This is a genomic window from Oribacterium sp. KHPX15, assembly GCF_900107835.1.
Taxonomy (GTDB): domain Bacteria; phylum Bacillota; class Clostridia; order Lachnospirales; family Lachnospiraceae; genus Oribacterium.
Window position 1 is genome coordinate 195,063 of sequence record NZ_FNRG01000003.1, and the last position, 15,730, is coordinate 210,792.

General features: G+C 43.0%; 13 protein-coding genes. 12 read left to right on the forward strand and 1 reads right to left on the reverse strand.

Going from position 1 to position 15,730, the window contains the following annotated elements; genetic code table 11:
• The first annotated feature begins 14 nt into the window (after window positions 1-14).
• From BLV86_RS03480 to queF, 6 genes are all read left to right on the forward strand, one after another.
• Window positions 15-2,432 carry an HD domain-containing phosphohydrolase gene (locus BLV86_RS03480; RefSeq protein ID WP_090815136.1) on the forward strand — a complete coding sequence of 806 codons (2,418 nt, stop codon included), beginning with the start codon at window positions 15-17 and terminating at the stop codon, window positions 2,430-2,432.
• Between the two features lie 353 nt (window positions 2,433-2,785).
• Window positions 2,786-3,205 carry a 6-carboxytetrahydropterin synthase QueD gene (gene queD, locus BLV86_RS03485; protein ID WP_031555967.1) on the forward strand — a complete coding sequence of 140 codons (420 nt, stop codon included), beginning with the start codon at window positions 2,786-2,788 and terminating at the stop codon, window positions 3,203-3,205.
• 3 nt (window positions 3,206-3,208) lie between these two features.
• Complete coding sequence (locus tag BLV86_RS03490) at window positions 3,209-3,937, forward strand: radical SAM protein (RefSeq protein ID WP_090815137.1); 729 nt, start codon at window positions 3,209-3,211, stop codon at window positions 3,935-3,937.
• The gene (gene folE, locus BLV86_RS03495; RefSeq protein ID WP_031555977.1) at window positions 3,938-4,510 is read left to right on the forward strand and encodes a GTP cyclohydrolase I; all 573 of its coding nucleotides are present in this window, start codon (window positions 3,938-3,940) and stop codon (window positions 4,508-4,510) included.
• Window positions 4,511-4,523: 13 nt separating this feature from the next.
• Window positions 4,524-5,210, forward strand: a complete 687-nt coding sequence (gene queC, locus BLV86_RS03500) for a 7-cyano-7-deazaguanine synthase QueC (protein WP_031555981.1) — start codon at window positions 4,524-4,526, stop codon at window positions 5,208-5,210.
• Between the two features lie 73 nt (window positions 5,211-5,283).
• On the forward strand, window positions 5,284-5,766 hold the full coding sequence (gene queF, locus BLV86_RS03505; RefSeq protein WP_090815138.1) for a preQ(1) synthase: 483 nt from the start codon (window positions 5,284-5,286) through the stop codon (window positions 5,764-5,766).
• A 108-nt stretch (window positions 5,767-5,874) separates the two neighbouring features.
• Here the strand turns inward: queF and BLV86_RS03510 are convergent, their stop codons facing one another.
• Window positions 5,875-6,636 (reverse strand): alpha/beta hydrolase family protein, encoded by a 762-nt coding sequence (locus BLV86_RS03510; protein ID WP_090815139.1) that lies wholly within the window; start codon window positions 6,634-6,636, stop codon window positions 5,875-5,877.
• 320 nt (window positions 6,637-6,956) lie between these two features.
• Here BLV86_RS03510 and BLV86_RS03515 point away from each other — a divergent pair, with 320 nt between their 5' ends.
• From BLV86_RS03515 to BLV86_RS03540, 6 genes are all read left to right on the forward strand, one after another.
• Window positions 6,957-9,455: a GGDEF domain-containing phosphodiesterase gene (locus BLV86_RS03515; protein WP_090815140.1), complete on the forward strand. Its 2,499-nt coding sequence runs from the start codon at window positions 6,957-6,959 to the stop codon at window positions 9,453-9,455.
• Between the two features lie 195 nt (window positions 9,456-9,650).
• On the forward strand, window positions 9,651-10,823 hold the full coding sequence (locus tag BLV86_RS03520; protein ID WP_090815141.1) for an iron-containing alcohol dehydrogenase: 1,173 nt from the start codon (window positions 9,651-9,653) through the stop codon (window positions 10,821-10,823).
• 229 nt (window positions 10,824-11,052) lie between these two features.
• A complete protein-coding gene (locus BLV86_RS03525) occupies window positions 11,053-12,237 on the forward strand; it encodes an MFS transporter (protein WP_090815142.1) in 1,185 nt (394 codons plus the stop codon).
• A gap of 334 nt (window positions 12,238-12,571) precedes the next feature.
• The gene (locus tag BLV86_RS03530) at window positions 12,572-13,672 is read left to right on the forward strand and encodes a TRAP transporter substrate-binding protein (RefSeq protein ID WP_090815143.1); all 1,101 of its coding nucleotides are present in this window, start codon (window positions 12,572-12,574) and stop codon (window positions 13,670-13,672) included.
• Between the two features lie 68 nt (window positions 13,673-13,740).
• Window positions 13,741-14,274, forward strand: coding sequence for a TRAP transporter small permease (locus tag BLV86_RS03535; protein WP_031556004.1), 534 nt, complete (start codon window positions 13,741-13,743; stop codon window positions 14,272-14,274).
• On the forward strand, window positions 14,274-15,575 hold the full coding sequence (locus BLV86_RS03540; RefSeq protein WP_090815144.1) for a TRAP transporter large permease: 1,302 nt from the start codon (window positions 14,274-14,276) through the stop codon (window positions 15,573-15,575). The genes BLV86_RS03535 and BLV86_RS03540 overlap by 1 nt, the downstream gene beginning before the upstream one ends.
• The last annotated feature ends 155 nt before the right edge of the window (window positions 15,576-15,730 follow it).

Below are 15,730 nucleotides of genomic sequence, written 5' to 3' on the forward strand. Positions count from 1 at the left end.
CCGGAAGGTGTTTTATGATTGAATTAATTGCAGCACATCAACTGAATATAATGCTGGCACTCGGGAGTATATGCGGTATGACTGCATTTTTCAGTCTTATCTCCCGATTCATCAGTGTGCATAGAAAAGCTTCTCTTATAGGCATGGAGCTTTCTGCCATGGTGCTCCTGTTCGCTGACAGATTTGCATATATTTATCGCGGACAGGCTGACTCAATGGGCTTTTTTATGACCAGAATCAGTAATTTCCTTGTATTCAGTATGACTATAGGGGTTATCTTTTCGGTTAACCAGTACATAAAGGATGTGTGCACCCACGAAGGCGGATCCGAAAAAGTTCCCGGAGTTCTGTACGTTAATGATGAACTGGCAGCCATAGGCATTCTTCTCATCATTGTTTCCCAGATAACCGGATTTTATTACATGTTTGATGAAAGCAACTATTATGTAAGATCCCCGGGCTTTGCCGTCAGCTATATCGTTCCGTTCCTCATGGCTATACTTGAGCTGTCGGTGGTACTTAAGCATTACCGTCGTCTGAGAAAGAAACTCTTTGTTCCACTTGTGATTTTTTCCATAATGCCAATAGCAGCCAGTGTCATACAGCTTTTTGTTTATGGTATTTCAATGATCAACATCTGTCTTTCTGTAATGGTGGTGATCATCTATATCTTCGTTCTCATGGATATGAATGAATTCGTTGAGCGGGCCCACAGAGTGGAAATGGAAAGTCTGCGTCAGGAAAAGATGAGTATGAAGAGAATGTTTGACCAGACTGCCAATGCCTTTGTTGCGGCAGTAGAGAAAAAGGATCCATTCCTGCATGGCCATGCAGCAAGAGTTGCTGATATCGCCAAAAAGATCGCAAAACAAAGCGGTAAAAATGACGAGGATTGTGAAAAGATCTATTACGCGGCATTGCTACATGATATCGGCATGATCGGTCTTCCGGACAGTCTTATAGGAAAAACCGACAACCTTACTGAAGAGGAGTATGAGATCGTTAAAAAGAAGCCCCTTATGAGCTGGGAGATTCTTTCCAGTATTACAGAATATCCGTTTCTCAGTCAGGGAGCACATTACAGCTATGAAAGATATGATGGCAAGGGTTATCCGGATGGACTGTCCGGGACCCAGATACCTGAGATCTCACGTATCATTTCCGTGGCCAATTCCTATGACGCCATGGTGACGGAAAAACGTTTCAGAGGGCCGCTTCCAATGCAGATAGTCAGGGAAGAGCTTCTGAATGAATCCGGCGGACAGTTTGATCCTGAGTTTTCACAGATCATGATACAGATAATAGATTCTGAAAGCAGAGAACTTCTGGACGGAACCGATGCCACCATCGAAAAAGAGCTTAAGTGTGAGAAATACAGAGACAATGTTACTGTGGGCATACCTATATCCAATGATATAAGTAAGCTGAGATTCAAATGTACGGCATTTGATAAGGACAAGGGAACAGCATTACCCTCCATCATACTGTTTGAATCCTTTGACAGACATATCCACAGCAATGCAAAATCCATCGAAGCGTATAAATATTACGAGTATGGTGAACTGTGGTTTGATGGGCACATCATCTCAACCGGAGCCAGAAATACCGAGGTGAAGCTTACTGAAAATACTTATGTATACAGCCGGTCACATCGGGACGATATGGAAACTTCAGACAGTGCGGCTACTGCCGACAAAGATACTGCGGAACATTTCTATGAGATCGTTATGGGAAGATATGAGGATCATATCAAGCTGCAGCTGAGAAGTGCCGAAAGTACAGTTGATGCCATAGTTGCACTTCCGAGTAAATCAAAGCTCTCGTTCCTGGGTCTTACCGGTGAAAACTGTTGCATCTACGATATCGAGGTGGAGCAGACCGAAGACAGTGTTAAGGAGGGGGATATCCCGCGTATCGCAGAGGAGGTAAGCTATATCGACAGACTGTCCTCGGATATGCCCAATGTTCAGGTGGATCGTAACAGATCTGCTTCAACCGCAGCAATTGAGATCAAGGACTGGACACAGTTAAGATTCCACTCAATGAGTCTTCCTTCCGCAAGCCTTGTCTGGGACTGTCCTTATATAGTCATTTATACATCTGAGGACAAAAAGATAAACGGTAAAGGTTATCATGAATATGCTCTTATCAAGCTGAATGGTGAAAATGAGAATTCCGATGAGTATGCCGAGAACAAGTTCACCATGAGAAAGACAGAGGTCTTTACCAACTGGGAAGACTGGAAGCGTCTCAATAAGGACGGAGTGGAGTATGAGGTTGTTCTGCTGCGCCGTGGCAACCGTGTGACACTGGATTCTGAAAATCTCGGAATTTTCATCGAAAATATCACCAGGATCCGGGACGGCAACAAGAAGGTTTACGCCGCCATCACCGGAAATCAGGTGGCGATCACGGATATCCGAATACAGTAAAGTGTCATACCGTACGCCGAAGCCGGCGGGCACCTACTTCTATAATTGATTTTTAAAAGATAGATGCATGCTTATAATATAATATCTCCTGGTGGTTGACCGGTTCTGATTTCAGTGGTATGATACAGCTTCGAAAACTAAAAATGACAGTTCATTTGTACCTTCCTGTCACTAAACAAAACCAGGACTACCTTTTTAAATATGTGATGATCCGTCTATATATACCAGTTTATAATAGAGGATCTTTATAGAGGATTGGTTTATACCGGCCTCTTTATGTATTTGGATTTTGTGTAGCTCTGCGTATGCAGAGCTATTTTTTTGCAGTTAAATCTTAATCGATGGGAGAATTTATGTTTTATCTTAAATCGGAATCAAGCTTTGATGCCGCTCATTTTCTAAAGGGCTATGAAGGAAAATGCAGCAATATCCATGGACACAGATGGAGAGTTGTGGTGGAGATAAAGGGAGATAAGCTTAGTGAAGAAACTCAGACCAGGGGAATGCTGGTGGACTTTTCGGATCTGAAAAAGATTGTGAAGGAGCTTTGTGACAAGTTTGATCACACACTTATATATGAAGAAGGTTCATTAAAGGAAGCAACTGTTAAGGCACTTCTTGATGAGGACTTCAGGCTGAATGCAGTTCCTTTCAGACCTACGGCGGAGAACTTCTCAAAGTTCTTTTATGATAGTGTTGAGGCTTCCGGATTTGATGTTAACAGGGTTTCTGTATATGAAACTCCAAATAACTGTGCTTGCTATGAGGGCTAACGAATGAAGGTTGTTGAGAAATTTGTAAGCATTAACGGCGAGGGAACGAGAGCCGGTGAGCTTGCGGTATTTATACGTTTTAAAGGCTGCAATCTGGCATGCAGTTATTGCGATACCATGTGGGCCAATGAGAAGGACTGTCCGTTTACGGAGATGTCACAGGAAGAGATCCTTGATTATGTAAAATCAACGGGAGTGAAGAATGTCACCCTCACCGGTGGAGAACCGCTGCTACAGGAGGGCGTTGACAGGCTTATAGATTTGCTGCTGGATTCAGACCTCAGAGTGGAGATCGAAACCAACGGGGCGGTGGATCTGAAGCCGTTTATACGGAATTCGGTTTCTGATAGTGAGAACAAGGCAGCTATGGGCGGTTCAGAAGAAAACGGCAGAATTCTATCCACAAAGTCTAAAAGGCCTGTGTTTACCATGGACTACAAGCTTCCGGGAAGTAAATGTGAAAGCCGGATGCTTCACAGCAACTTTGAGCTCCTGGATAAACAGGATACTGTTAAGTTCGTTTCCGGAAGTATCGAGGATCTGGATAGAGCAAAAAACATCATAGAGACCTATGATCTTACAAACAGATGCCACACCTACCTTAGTCCTGTATTCGGAAGCATTGAGCCGGTGGACATGGTTGATTATATGATAAAAAACAACATGAATGATGTGAGACTTCAGATACAGCTTCACAAGGTAATCTGGGATCCCAATAAAAGAGGTGTTTAAATGATAGATAAAAAAGCTATAGAAGAGCATATACGCGGTATTCTGATCGCCCTTGGTGATGATCCGAACAGAGAGGGTCTCCTGGAGACTCCCAAGCGGGTTGCCGAGATGTATGCAGAAGTTTTTGAAGGCATGAATTATACAAATCATGAGATTGCCGAGATGTTTGACAAGTCTTTTGAAGAGGATCTTCAGGGTACAAGCAGTGTTGGCAGGGTTGTGGTTATGAAGGACATAGACATTTTCTCCTACTGCGAGCATCATCTTGCCCTCATGTACGATATGAAGGTTAATGTTGCCTACGTGCCGAAGGGCAAGGTAGTGGGACTATCCAAGATCGCAAGAGTCTGTGATATGGTAGGCAGACGCCTTCAGCTTCAGGAAAAGATCGGCAAGGACATCGCGGATATAATGATCGAGATAACCGGCAGCGAAGATGTTGCAGTAACTATTGAGGGCTGCCACAGCTGCGTGACAGCAAGAGGAATCAAAAAGCATAACACTAAGACCTTTACCGCTGAGCTTAGAGGCGAGTTCAAAACAGACCCGAGCCTCCAGATGTATCTGAGATAGAAAAGGAGATTTTATGAAAGCAATGGTTCTATTAAGCGGAGGGGTGGATTCCACCACAGCCCTCGGTATGGCAGTAGATAAATATGGAAAGGATAATGTCATAGCATTAACTGTTTCCTACGGCCAGAAGCATGACAAAGAGGTTAATGCAGCCACCGCGGTAGCGAAGCACTATGGGGTAGAGCATCTGTTTCTTGATCTTAAAAAGATTTTTGAATACAGCAATTGCTCTCTTCTTAAGCAGTCAACAGAGGAGATTCCTGAGGAATCTTATGCAAAGCAGATCGAGGAGACCGGTGGAAAAGTTCCTGTAAGCACTTATGTTCCTTTCAGAAACGGTTTGTTCCTTTCTTCGGCAGCAAGTCTTGCTCTCAGTAAAGACTGCGGCGTGATTTATTACGGCGCACATTCCGATGATGCGGCAGGAAGTGCTTATCCTGACTGCTCGCCGGTATTTAATGAGCATATGAGTGCTGCTATCTGGGAAGGTTCAGGCCATCAGCTGAAAATCGAGGCTCCCTTTGTAAATATCACTAAGAAAGATGTGGTAAAGATCGGACTTGACCTGAAGGTCCCCTACGAGCTTACCTGGTCCTGCTATGAAGGAGGGGATAAGCCCTGCAGAAAGTGCGGAACCTGCATAGACCGTGAGGCAGCATTTGAGGCAAACGGAGTTGTAGATCCGCTTTTGGCGGAATAAAGGTTTGAAGAGGGGATTAAACGGAAGACTCCAAAAAGGTCTGATTATAGAAATAAGAGTGGCGAGGTAAACAATGAGAGAAAACGAAGGTTTAACATTACTGGGAAACCAGCAGGTAAAATATAAGTACGAGTATGATCCGTCAGTGCTTGAGAGCTTTGATAACAAGCATCCGGAGAATGACTATTTTGTAAAGTTCAACTGTCCGGAATTTACATCACTCTGTCCTATCACAGGTCAGCCGGATTTTGCGACTATTTACATATCTTATGTACCGGGGAAGAAGATGGTAGAGAGCAAGAGCCTGAAGCTTTATCTATTCTCATTCAGAAATCACGGCGATTTCCATGAGGATGTGGTCAACGTGATCATGAAGGATCTTATCAAGCTTATGGACCCGAAGTACATCGAGGTTTGGGGCAAGTTCCTTCCCAGAGGCGGACTTTCCATCGATCCGTACTGCAACTATGGCAAGAAGGGCACCGAGTGGGAAAAGGTGGCCTGGGACAGACTCACAAAACATGATATGTATCCAGAAATGATTAATAACAGATAAAATCTCAGCCGGGGCATCATGCCCCGGCTGTTTTGACTCACTTTTGAAATCATATGTTTTGAGTCATCCTTGACGCTGGCTTTCCAATGGATTTCACAGGTTTAGCTACTATTCCGGACTGAAAAATTCCTGGATCTTCTGAATTGCGAAGTCCATGTACTGTGGGTTTGAGAATGGGTGGTCGGCATTTTCCACTTCAATAAGTTCGATGACGTTATTCTCGGAGAATTCCCTTGCGACCTCTATGGGGGCCATTTCATCCTTTGTGCCGTGGATCATGAGGATCTCGTCGGCGTAGTCCATGAAGTCCCAGGTGCTGACATCATGAATTTTCAGATCATCGAGAAACTCCAAAGAGATTTTGATCTTCCTGTCGTAGCCCCGGAGGATTTCCTTTCCTTTGTTGAGAACCGTCCAGTCATCATCGGTGATCCGGGAGGTCATGGAATCGTAGAGCTTTATGGCAGGACACCGGAATACGATTCTCTTAAAGGAATTATCCCCTTTTTCATGAAGATATCTCAGGGTAATATAGGCGCCGAAACTTGAAGAATAATTGTAAACTTCATCGGCTCCCATTTCGTTCCGGATATGCTCTGTAACAAGTCGCATGTATTCCAGACATTCATCAATTATCAATTTATTCCGGGCATCCTTTCCGTGGCAGGGCCAGTCAAAGCAGACAACGCCGAAGCCTTTGTACTTGGTAGTAATCCTGTCCGCAAATTTCTCAATAGCTTTATTGTCCTTGTTTCCGCCGAAGCCATAGGTTGCCAGTACGATGTGTTTCAGATCATGAGGAGTTTTGTCAAAATAGAGCTTGCAACGAATGCTGAAGCCTTCTTCATTTATATCAAATAATTTTTCCACTTATTTTACCTTTCATATATTGAACCAAAGTCATCTATTCATATAAGATCAAAGTCAAACCGGTATTCAGTTTTTCCATTTCAGTATTCAGTTCTTCCGTTCCGGTCGGGAGCTTTCCCAGATTAAAATATCCTTAGCTAATATAGCATATTTCACGTTCAGTAGATTTTTAATTATATAAATCTGCTAATTATATATAAAAATCTGTCGATAAAAACTACAGTACTATAGAAGAAAAGTTATTTCTATGTATGCATAAATGAGGATCTGACTTTCTATTTATAAGATTTTCATTAAATACAGGATTGAACAGACAACATATGGATAGAAATAAGATTTACAAGTTTTATAAGATGTTTTTTGCTTTGATAGGGGCAGTATGTATGATACTGGCCCTTGTTCAGCTTGCTTTCGAAATAAAAAGTGAGTTTATTCCCGGATATCAGAAAGGACCTGATAAGGTTAAGCATAAGGTACTTTTTCTTTCATCCTATGATCCCATGTATTATACCTATAAAGATCAGATCAGAGGTATAGAAGATGGACTCTATAGCAATGATATAGAATTTGATATCTGCTATATGGATACGAAAATATATGGCAGTGACATGGATATAGATGAGTTCTATAAATATTTCAGCAAAAGATACAATAATGATGTAATGCACTATGAGGCGATCCTCCTGGGAGATGATGCCGCACTTAAGTTTGCCCTCGAACATCAGGAAGAGCTGTTTAAAGGACTTCCCATGGTGTTTTTCGGTATCAATAGTCTGGATCTGGCGAAGCAGGCAGAGGCCAATCCGATGATGACCGGCTTCTATGAACTGGATTATTTTGCGGACACCTTCGAAGAAGCCATAACTCTTTTCCCGGAAAAGAAGAAATTATATGCAATATGCGATACTTCTCCGGCTGGAAAGGCCGATCTTGAAAAATTCCTGTCATACAGGGGGAGATATCCTGAGTATGATTTCCATGCCATTACTTCAACGGAACTGGAACCCACAGCTATACTTGAAGCTTTAAAAAAAGTTCCGGAGGATGCCATATTCTTCTTCATGACCTGTTATGATGATAGAAATGGTGAAAGGCATTCACTTTTTGAAACCACCAGTTTAATCGTGAATAATGTCAAGGCCCCCATTTTCAGACCTTACGCGGAAGGAAGAGAATACGGAGTTCTGGGCGGAACTTATATGGACTTTACGGTCCAGACAAGAAATGCCGCAGAGATCATTGCTGAAGTTCTGAATAACGGGGCAGATATCTCAACCTATGAGTTATCTTTATATACCCCGAGCATCACCCAGTACAATTATATGGTACTTAAGCTGTACGGGCTGTCTGAGAATCTGCTTCCCAAGGATACTATATATATAAATAAGCCTGAATCCTTTGTGGAAGTATATAAAAATATGCTTCCTGTAGCTGTACTTATCATAGTCTCCATGCTGTCCTTTATGGGATCCTTATTGATGGCATTTGAGCAGGAAAAGCAAAATGTAATAGCCCTGAAAGCTTCCAAAGCACAGCTTGTAAATTCACAGATAAAGTTAATTTATCAGGCCGAGCATGACGATCTTCTGGGTCTCCTTAACAGACGTGCCATAGTTGATAATCTGAACAGCACCCTGACAACCGATCAGGAATTCACGGTTATAATGCTGGATCTTGACGGGTTTAAGGATATCAACGAGAATTACGGCCACGATGTTGGTGACAATCTGCTCAAAGATATAGCAAAGGCTCTTCGTAAATTTGCCGAAAAGAACGGTATGACCTTAGGAAGGTATGGTGGAGATGAGTTTATAATGTTCGCAGAAGGTAAGATTCTGAATAAAGAATCTCCTTTGGTTGATGACATTATGAATATCTTTTCAAAACCCCTGTCAATAGGCAGCGGCAATGTGGTAATGTCAGCAAGTGTAGGTATATCCAATTCAGACGGTGAAACACCTCCCGAACAGCATGTCATCAACGCGGAAATTGCAATGTATGAAGCAAAGAATCGCGGCAAGAACATGGTATTTATTTATGAGGATGACATGAAGCAGAAGGTCATTGAAGAATCCAGGATCAAGGATTCCTTCCTGAAGGCCTTTGACAATGACGGATTCTATATGAAGTACCAGCCAAAGGTTTCCGCCCAGACAAAGGAGGTCATCGGCTACGAAGCACTTGTAAGACTAAGGGATTCAAAGTATGGCCCGGGACAGTTTATTCCGGTCATAGAGAAGAGCGGATGGACTTCAAGACTCGGAAGACTTATTACAAAGCTTGTGGTTAAACAGCTTGGCGAGTGGCAAAAGATGGGGAAGGATATCAAGCCCATATCCATCAATTTCTCCAGTAGACAGATAAATGACACTGATTACTGTAAGTATCTCGAAGCCTTACTGAAAGAATATAATGTAGATCCAAAGTATGTGCAGATTGAGATAACAGAAAGTCTTTTGATGGAGGAGACTACCATCACAAAAGAGCTGTTTGAGAGCTTCAGAAACCTCGGAGTTATACTTCTGCTTGATGATTTCGGAACCGGCTATTCGTCACTTGCTTACCTTACTTATGTTCCGGTAGATGATGTAAAGCTCGATAAGTCACTGGTAGATACTTATCTCTGCGAAGGAAAAGAAGATTTTATCAAAGATGTTATCCGGCTTGTACATGATATGGGTAAGAGCATAACCATAGAAGGTGTTGAGCAAGAGTGGCAGTATGACAAGCTTCGTGAGTTTAATGCTGATACCATCCAGGGTTACTATTTCTCACCGCCGCTGGATCCGGAAGAGGCTATAGATTTCAGAGCAGAGTGAGAATATTTATTGAAGTCAAAAAGAAATAATGTTTTATTAATATCGGAGAAATAAAAAATATTTCAAATTGATAATAAAGCGATATAATAGGATGTGGACGTCTTTTGACATTCACATCCTATTTTTATTTTACGCAATATTTGAACTGTTAAAAATAATCCGAAAGGATTCTATAGAATGAAGGGGGATTTAATAATGAACAATTTCAAGTACTATGCACCAACAGAAGTGGTATTCGGAAAAGATGCAGAGAAGGAAACCGGTGAGACTGCAAAGAAATACGGGAAAAAAGCATTACTTGTTTTCGGAAAGAACAGTGTAAAGAAAAGCGGACTCCTGGACAGAGTTGAAAAATCACTGACTGAAGCAGGAGTAGACTATAAAGAATATGGCGGAGCAAAGCCAAATCCCACACTTGCTCATGCGGAAGAAGGTGTTAAGGAAGCATTAGCCTATGGTGCCGATATAGTTATCGCTGTAGGCGGCGGAAGTGCCATAGATACAGCCAAAGCCATTGCCCATGGTACTGCAAATCCTGAATACAAGCTCTGGGACATCTGGACAAAGAAGGTTCCCCTTGAGAAATCATTGCCTGTTGGTGCCGTGCTTACTATCGCGGCGGCAGGAAGTGAGATGAGTGATTCGGCGGTTCTTACAAACGAAGAGATCGGCAAAAAGGGAGGCATTAACACTGATTTCAACAGATGCCGTTTTGCCATTATGAATCCGGCTCTTGCTGCAACACTTCCGAAGAATCAGATTGCGGCAGGTGTTGTGGATATAATGATGCATACCATGGAACGCTATTTCATACCGGATATCAAGGCAGACCTTACAGATGAAATAGCAGAGGGCCTTATCCGTACAGTGGTCAGCAACGGCGCAAAGGTGATGGAAGATCCAAATGATTTTGATGCAATGGGTGAGGTATTCTGGGCTTCCAGTCTTTCACACAATAACCTTACGGAGTGCGGAAGAGGCAAGGATTTCTCGGTACATAAGATCGGTCATGCATTATCCGCAAAGTATGACGTTACACACGGTGCATCCCTCTCTGCGGTTTGGGGAACCTGGGCAAGGGAACTCTATGAGGGAGCATTACCTAGATTTGCAAGATTCGCAAGAAAAGTCTGGAACGTAACGGAGACTGATGATCTGAAGGCTGCGAAGGAAGGCATCGAAAAGACAGAAGATTTCTTCAGATCCATAAACATGCCTGTAAGCCTCACAGAGCTTGGAGTTAAACCTACAGATGAGGATTTCAGAGACCTTGCCATGGATGCCACCATGAAGGACACCATGAAGCTTTCAAGAATTCGTCCGCTGGACGCTGCAGCGGTTGAAAAGATTTACAGGGCAGCAATGTGAGGAAATATATTTAAAGTGAATACAGCCGCCCGACCAAATGTTTTTACATCATTCAGTGTATTGGTGGAAATAAGTGCCTTCCTTCTGGGAGACATTGAATCACTAACAGTATGGACATAGTATTTAGTTCATTGTGCCCGGGGAAACCGGGCACTTTTGATAATGTCAAAAGATATGATATGATTAGGGACATATTTTTTGAAAAAAGAGAGGCTGTCAGAAAGTACTTATGAACGATGATGCAATAAAGAAAAAACAATTTATATTATGCTGCGGGGCTTTTATCGCAAACGGAATGCTGGCACTTTCCACCGGATCGCTGCTCCCGTTTCTGAGAGAGGCCAATGGTCTTGACTATGCATTTTGTGGACTCATTGTAAGTCTTCATTCGGTGGGGAATCTGATATCCGGATTCTTCGCCGGGACACTTGCCGTGATGATCGGAAGGAAGAAAAGCATACTTCTGTTTGAGACATTCTTTCCGATATCCGTTCTGTTAATGCTTTCGGGAAACAGATCTCTTCTGGCCTTTGCATTTCTGGCTACGGGACTTGCGAGAGGTGCATGCAGTAATTATTGCAATGTGAAGATCAACTCCATAGCACCGGGAATAGCCTGGGTTCTGAACTGCCTGCATGCCTGCTTTGCCGTGGGAGCTTTTGTATTCCCGCTTGTGCTGATGCTTTTCACCAGAGCAAACAATGGGTACTGGGTTTATGCCTGCTGGTTTCTTACGATAGTAGGAGTGATAGCCTGGATTTTATATTTTATCATCCCTGAGGATGATGATAAAAAAACATACAGTGGCGAGACGGATGCCAAAGATAAGGTAAGAGAGACCTTAGGCTTTTTCAAAGAGCCGTTGTTTTACATATGCACCGCAACCTTGTTTTTCTATTTATGCGCAGAAACAGGAGTCATCGGCTGGATGATAACCTACTTCAAGGATACCGGACTTCTGAATCCAAATCTTTCTCAGGTAACCGCAAGCATACTCTGGATAATGATCCTGGCCGGAAGACTTACGGTGGCATGGCTCTCGACAAAGTATAGGAAAGAAAACCTTCTTCCCGTAATGGGTATAGGCATAGTTGTTTTCTTCCTGGTCCTTATCATTTCAAAAACAACCGCACCTATCATTATCGGAATCATGGGCTTCGGATATTCCATGGCGGGGATTTATGCCACAACGGTTTCATTTGCCGGAGAAATCATAAAGAAGTACAGTCTGGCATGGAGCTTCATTCTGACCATCGCCAGCCTGGGATCCATCATAATGCCGGCGATCATAGGCCTGATCGCAGAGAATTACGGAATAGCTTGGGGAATAAGCAGTATAGCGGTCGCGTTATTTATAGACATGGTTTGTATTATGAAGCTTGTAACCCATGTTAAAAAAACATCCCGCGGTTGATGCTCATATATTAAGTTTGCTATTTAAGAATCAGAGGTGAAACAGCCTCTGATTCTTTTTTATCTATCCGCAGGCGAGAACCGTCCCCGGTGGATAACTCCGGCGTTGAGATGGTCTTTTGGATATATTACAACGTCTTTATATACATTTGTCTAATATCACAATTGTAAGTGGTTTCATATTTTGAAGTATATTGCAAATTGACTAAGAAAGCGCTTTACTTTTTCTGCAATTGTCATTATAATCAAGATATATGTTTATTTAAAAAAAGGATATGAACGTTTAAAACCAAAAAGGTGTAACGAAGATTGTCCTACAAATCAGGGAGGTAGAAATGAAGAAGAGAATTTTATCAACACTTTTATGTGCAACTATGCTTGTTTCCATGACAGCCTGCGGATCAAAGCCCGCTGCTGATACCGGAAGCACTACAGCAGCACCTGCTGCAACCACACAGGCTGCAGGAGAGGCTAAGGCTGAGACAACCGCAGCACCTGCTGCTGAGCCTGCAGCTGACGCTATCGTTCTTACTTATGCAGAGGTTAACCCTCTTGACACTATCGTTGGTATGACAGGCCAGAAGTTCAAAGAGGAAGTTGAGAGCCGTTCAAACGGAAGCATCATCATCGACATTCAGGCAAGTGGTGTACTTGGTTCCGAGAATGAAGTACTTGATGGTATGCTTGGCGGTACAGGCACAGTTGATATTTCCAGAATTTCAGCATTTGCACTTACAAGTTACGGTGGAGAAAAGTCAAAGCTTCTTTCACTTCCTTATACATTCGTAAGCAGAGACCACTTCTGGAAGTTCGCAGAGTCAGATCTTGCAAGAGAGTTCCTTGATGAGCCTTCACAGAACGGAACAAACCTTATCGGTCTTTTCTATGGAGAAGAGGGCTTCCGTCATTTCTTCACAAAGGATCCTGTTTCATCAATCGATGATTTCAAGGGCAAGAAGATCCGTGTATCCAATGACCCTGTAATGGTTGGTCTTGTTTCAGGTCTTGGCGCTAATGCCACCGAGGTTTCCTTCACAGAGCTTTATTCAGCACTTCAGACAGGTGTATGTGACGGTGCTGAGCAGCCTATCGCAAACTACAAGTCAAACGCATTTGATGAAGTTGCTCCTAACCTTATCCTTGACGGACATACACTTGGTGCTATCCAGGTAGTTATCACTGAGGAAGCATGGAACAAGCTTACAGCAGATCAGCAGAACATCCTTATGGAGGCTGGTAAGGCTGCCGGCGAGTACAACAAGTCAATCTCAGAGCAGAAGGAGAATGAGGTTCTTGAAGGACTCAGAGCAAGCGGTGTTAATGTTGTAGACGTTGATGATAAGACTCCATGGCAGGAGGCTACAAAGCAGGTTATCGCTGACAACACAAAGGGACAGGAAGATCTCTATCAGCAGATCCTTGATCTTGCCAAGTAATTAAAAACATTGCGGAGGCACAGTCGCATAACTGTGCCTCTTTTTTAAAAGTCTTAAGGAGGTAAATAATGGAAAACTTTTTCAGAACTGTAGATAAAGCTAAGCCTGTCTATGATGCTGTATATAAGTTCGTTCTTTTATTGTGCAAGATCCTGCTTATAGGAGATATATTACTTGTTAGTTTTGCGGTGCTGGCGCGATACCTTGAATTCATACCTCATCAGGCATGGGTTGAAGAGGTTGTACTTACACTGATGTCCTATATGGCAGTTCTTTCGGCATCTCTCGCCATCAGAAAGAAGGCGCATATAAGAATGACGGCATTCGACAGATATCTGCCTGAAGGTCTGGTTATATTCCTGGATATCGTTGCCGATGTCTTTGTGCTTATTCTTGCAGTGATAATGATCGTTGTGGGCTGGCAGTATGCAACCACCCTGGGAAGCAAGGGAACATTCATAAGTATCACATGGCTTTCCAGAGCATGGTACTATTACCCGATTCCTGTTGCGGGAGTAGCGATGCTTATTTTTGAAATTGAGTCCATCTACGGACATGTCAGAAGATTGTTCATCAAAGATGAGAAGAAGGAGGTACAGTAATGGTTATAAACAGCGCCGCTATAGCGGTTCTTCTCGGAACATTCGCAATAATGATCTTTCTGCGTTTCCATGTAGCATACGCAGTAGCATTATCATCCATAGCATGCCTGATGTATCAGGGACTTCCCCTTTCCACCATATCACAGCAGATGATCAAGGGTATCAGATCCTTCTCACTTATGGCTGTTCCTTTCTTCATCACCATGGGTGTTCTCATGGGAACCGGCGGAATTTCTGAAAAGCTCATCGATCTTGCCGACGCCTGTGTTGGCTGGATGACCGGCGGTATGGCCATGGTTAATATCGTTGCCTCATACTTCTTCGGTGGAATTTCCGGATCCGCATCGGCAGATACAGCATCTCTCGGTAGTATCCTTATCCCCATGATGGTTGAGCAGGGTTATGATGATGATTTTTCAACCGCTGTAACCATCACATCTTCCTGCGAAGGACTCCTGGTTCCACCAAGCCACAATATGGTCATCTATGCCATGAGTGCAGGCGGAATCTCTGTAGGAAGCCTTTTCCTTGCAGGATACGTTCCGGGCGCACTGCTTGCGATTTCCCTTATGATAGGTTCATATATTATTTCAAAAAAAAGAAACTATCCAAAGGGTGCAAAGTTCTCTCTTCAGAATCTCGGAAAACAGCTGGTTAAATCCTTCTGGGCACTTGCTGCGGTTATCATCGTAGTAGTAGGTGTTGTAGGTGGATGGTTCACAGCAACCGAGTCTGCTGCTATCGCTGTAATCTACAGTCTCATAGTCAGTGTTTACATTTACAAAGGACTTAACTGGAAGGGTGTATGGGAATCACTTGAGAAGTGCGTAGATACTCTCGCAATAGTACTCATACTTATCTCTACCTCCAGCGTATTCGGATACTGCCTCACAACACTTCATGTTCCTGAGATTGCAGCCAATGCTGTTGTCGGAGTCACCGATAACCCTGTAGTTATCGCTCTTTTACTTAACCTGATACTTCTTATACTCGGATGTATCATGGATATGGCACCTATCATCCTGATAGCTACACCGATCCTTCTTCCTATAGCAAAGAGCATAGGCATCGATCCGGTACAGTTCGGAATCATGATGGTACTTAACTGCGGTATCGGACTTCTCACACCTCCTGTAGGTGCGGTACTTTTCATAGGTTCTGCAGTTGGTAAAGTAAAGATGGAGAGAGTTGTAAAGGCAACACTTCCATTCTATATCTGCATGATCATCGCCCTTTTGCTTATTACCTTTATTCCTGCAATTTCTCTGGGTGTTCCAAGAATGTTCGGATATGCAGGTTAATGCAGGATAAAATGACATAAGTGGCATAAATTAATAGCTTGAGATGTACGGGGACGTAGAGGATAATAGATATATCCTATACGTTCCCGTTTTGATACCGCAAAGATTCAGGTTGTTGGAGCCGGGAACGTTATCTGAACGGAATTAGTTTTTCG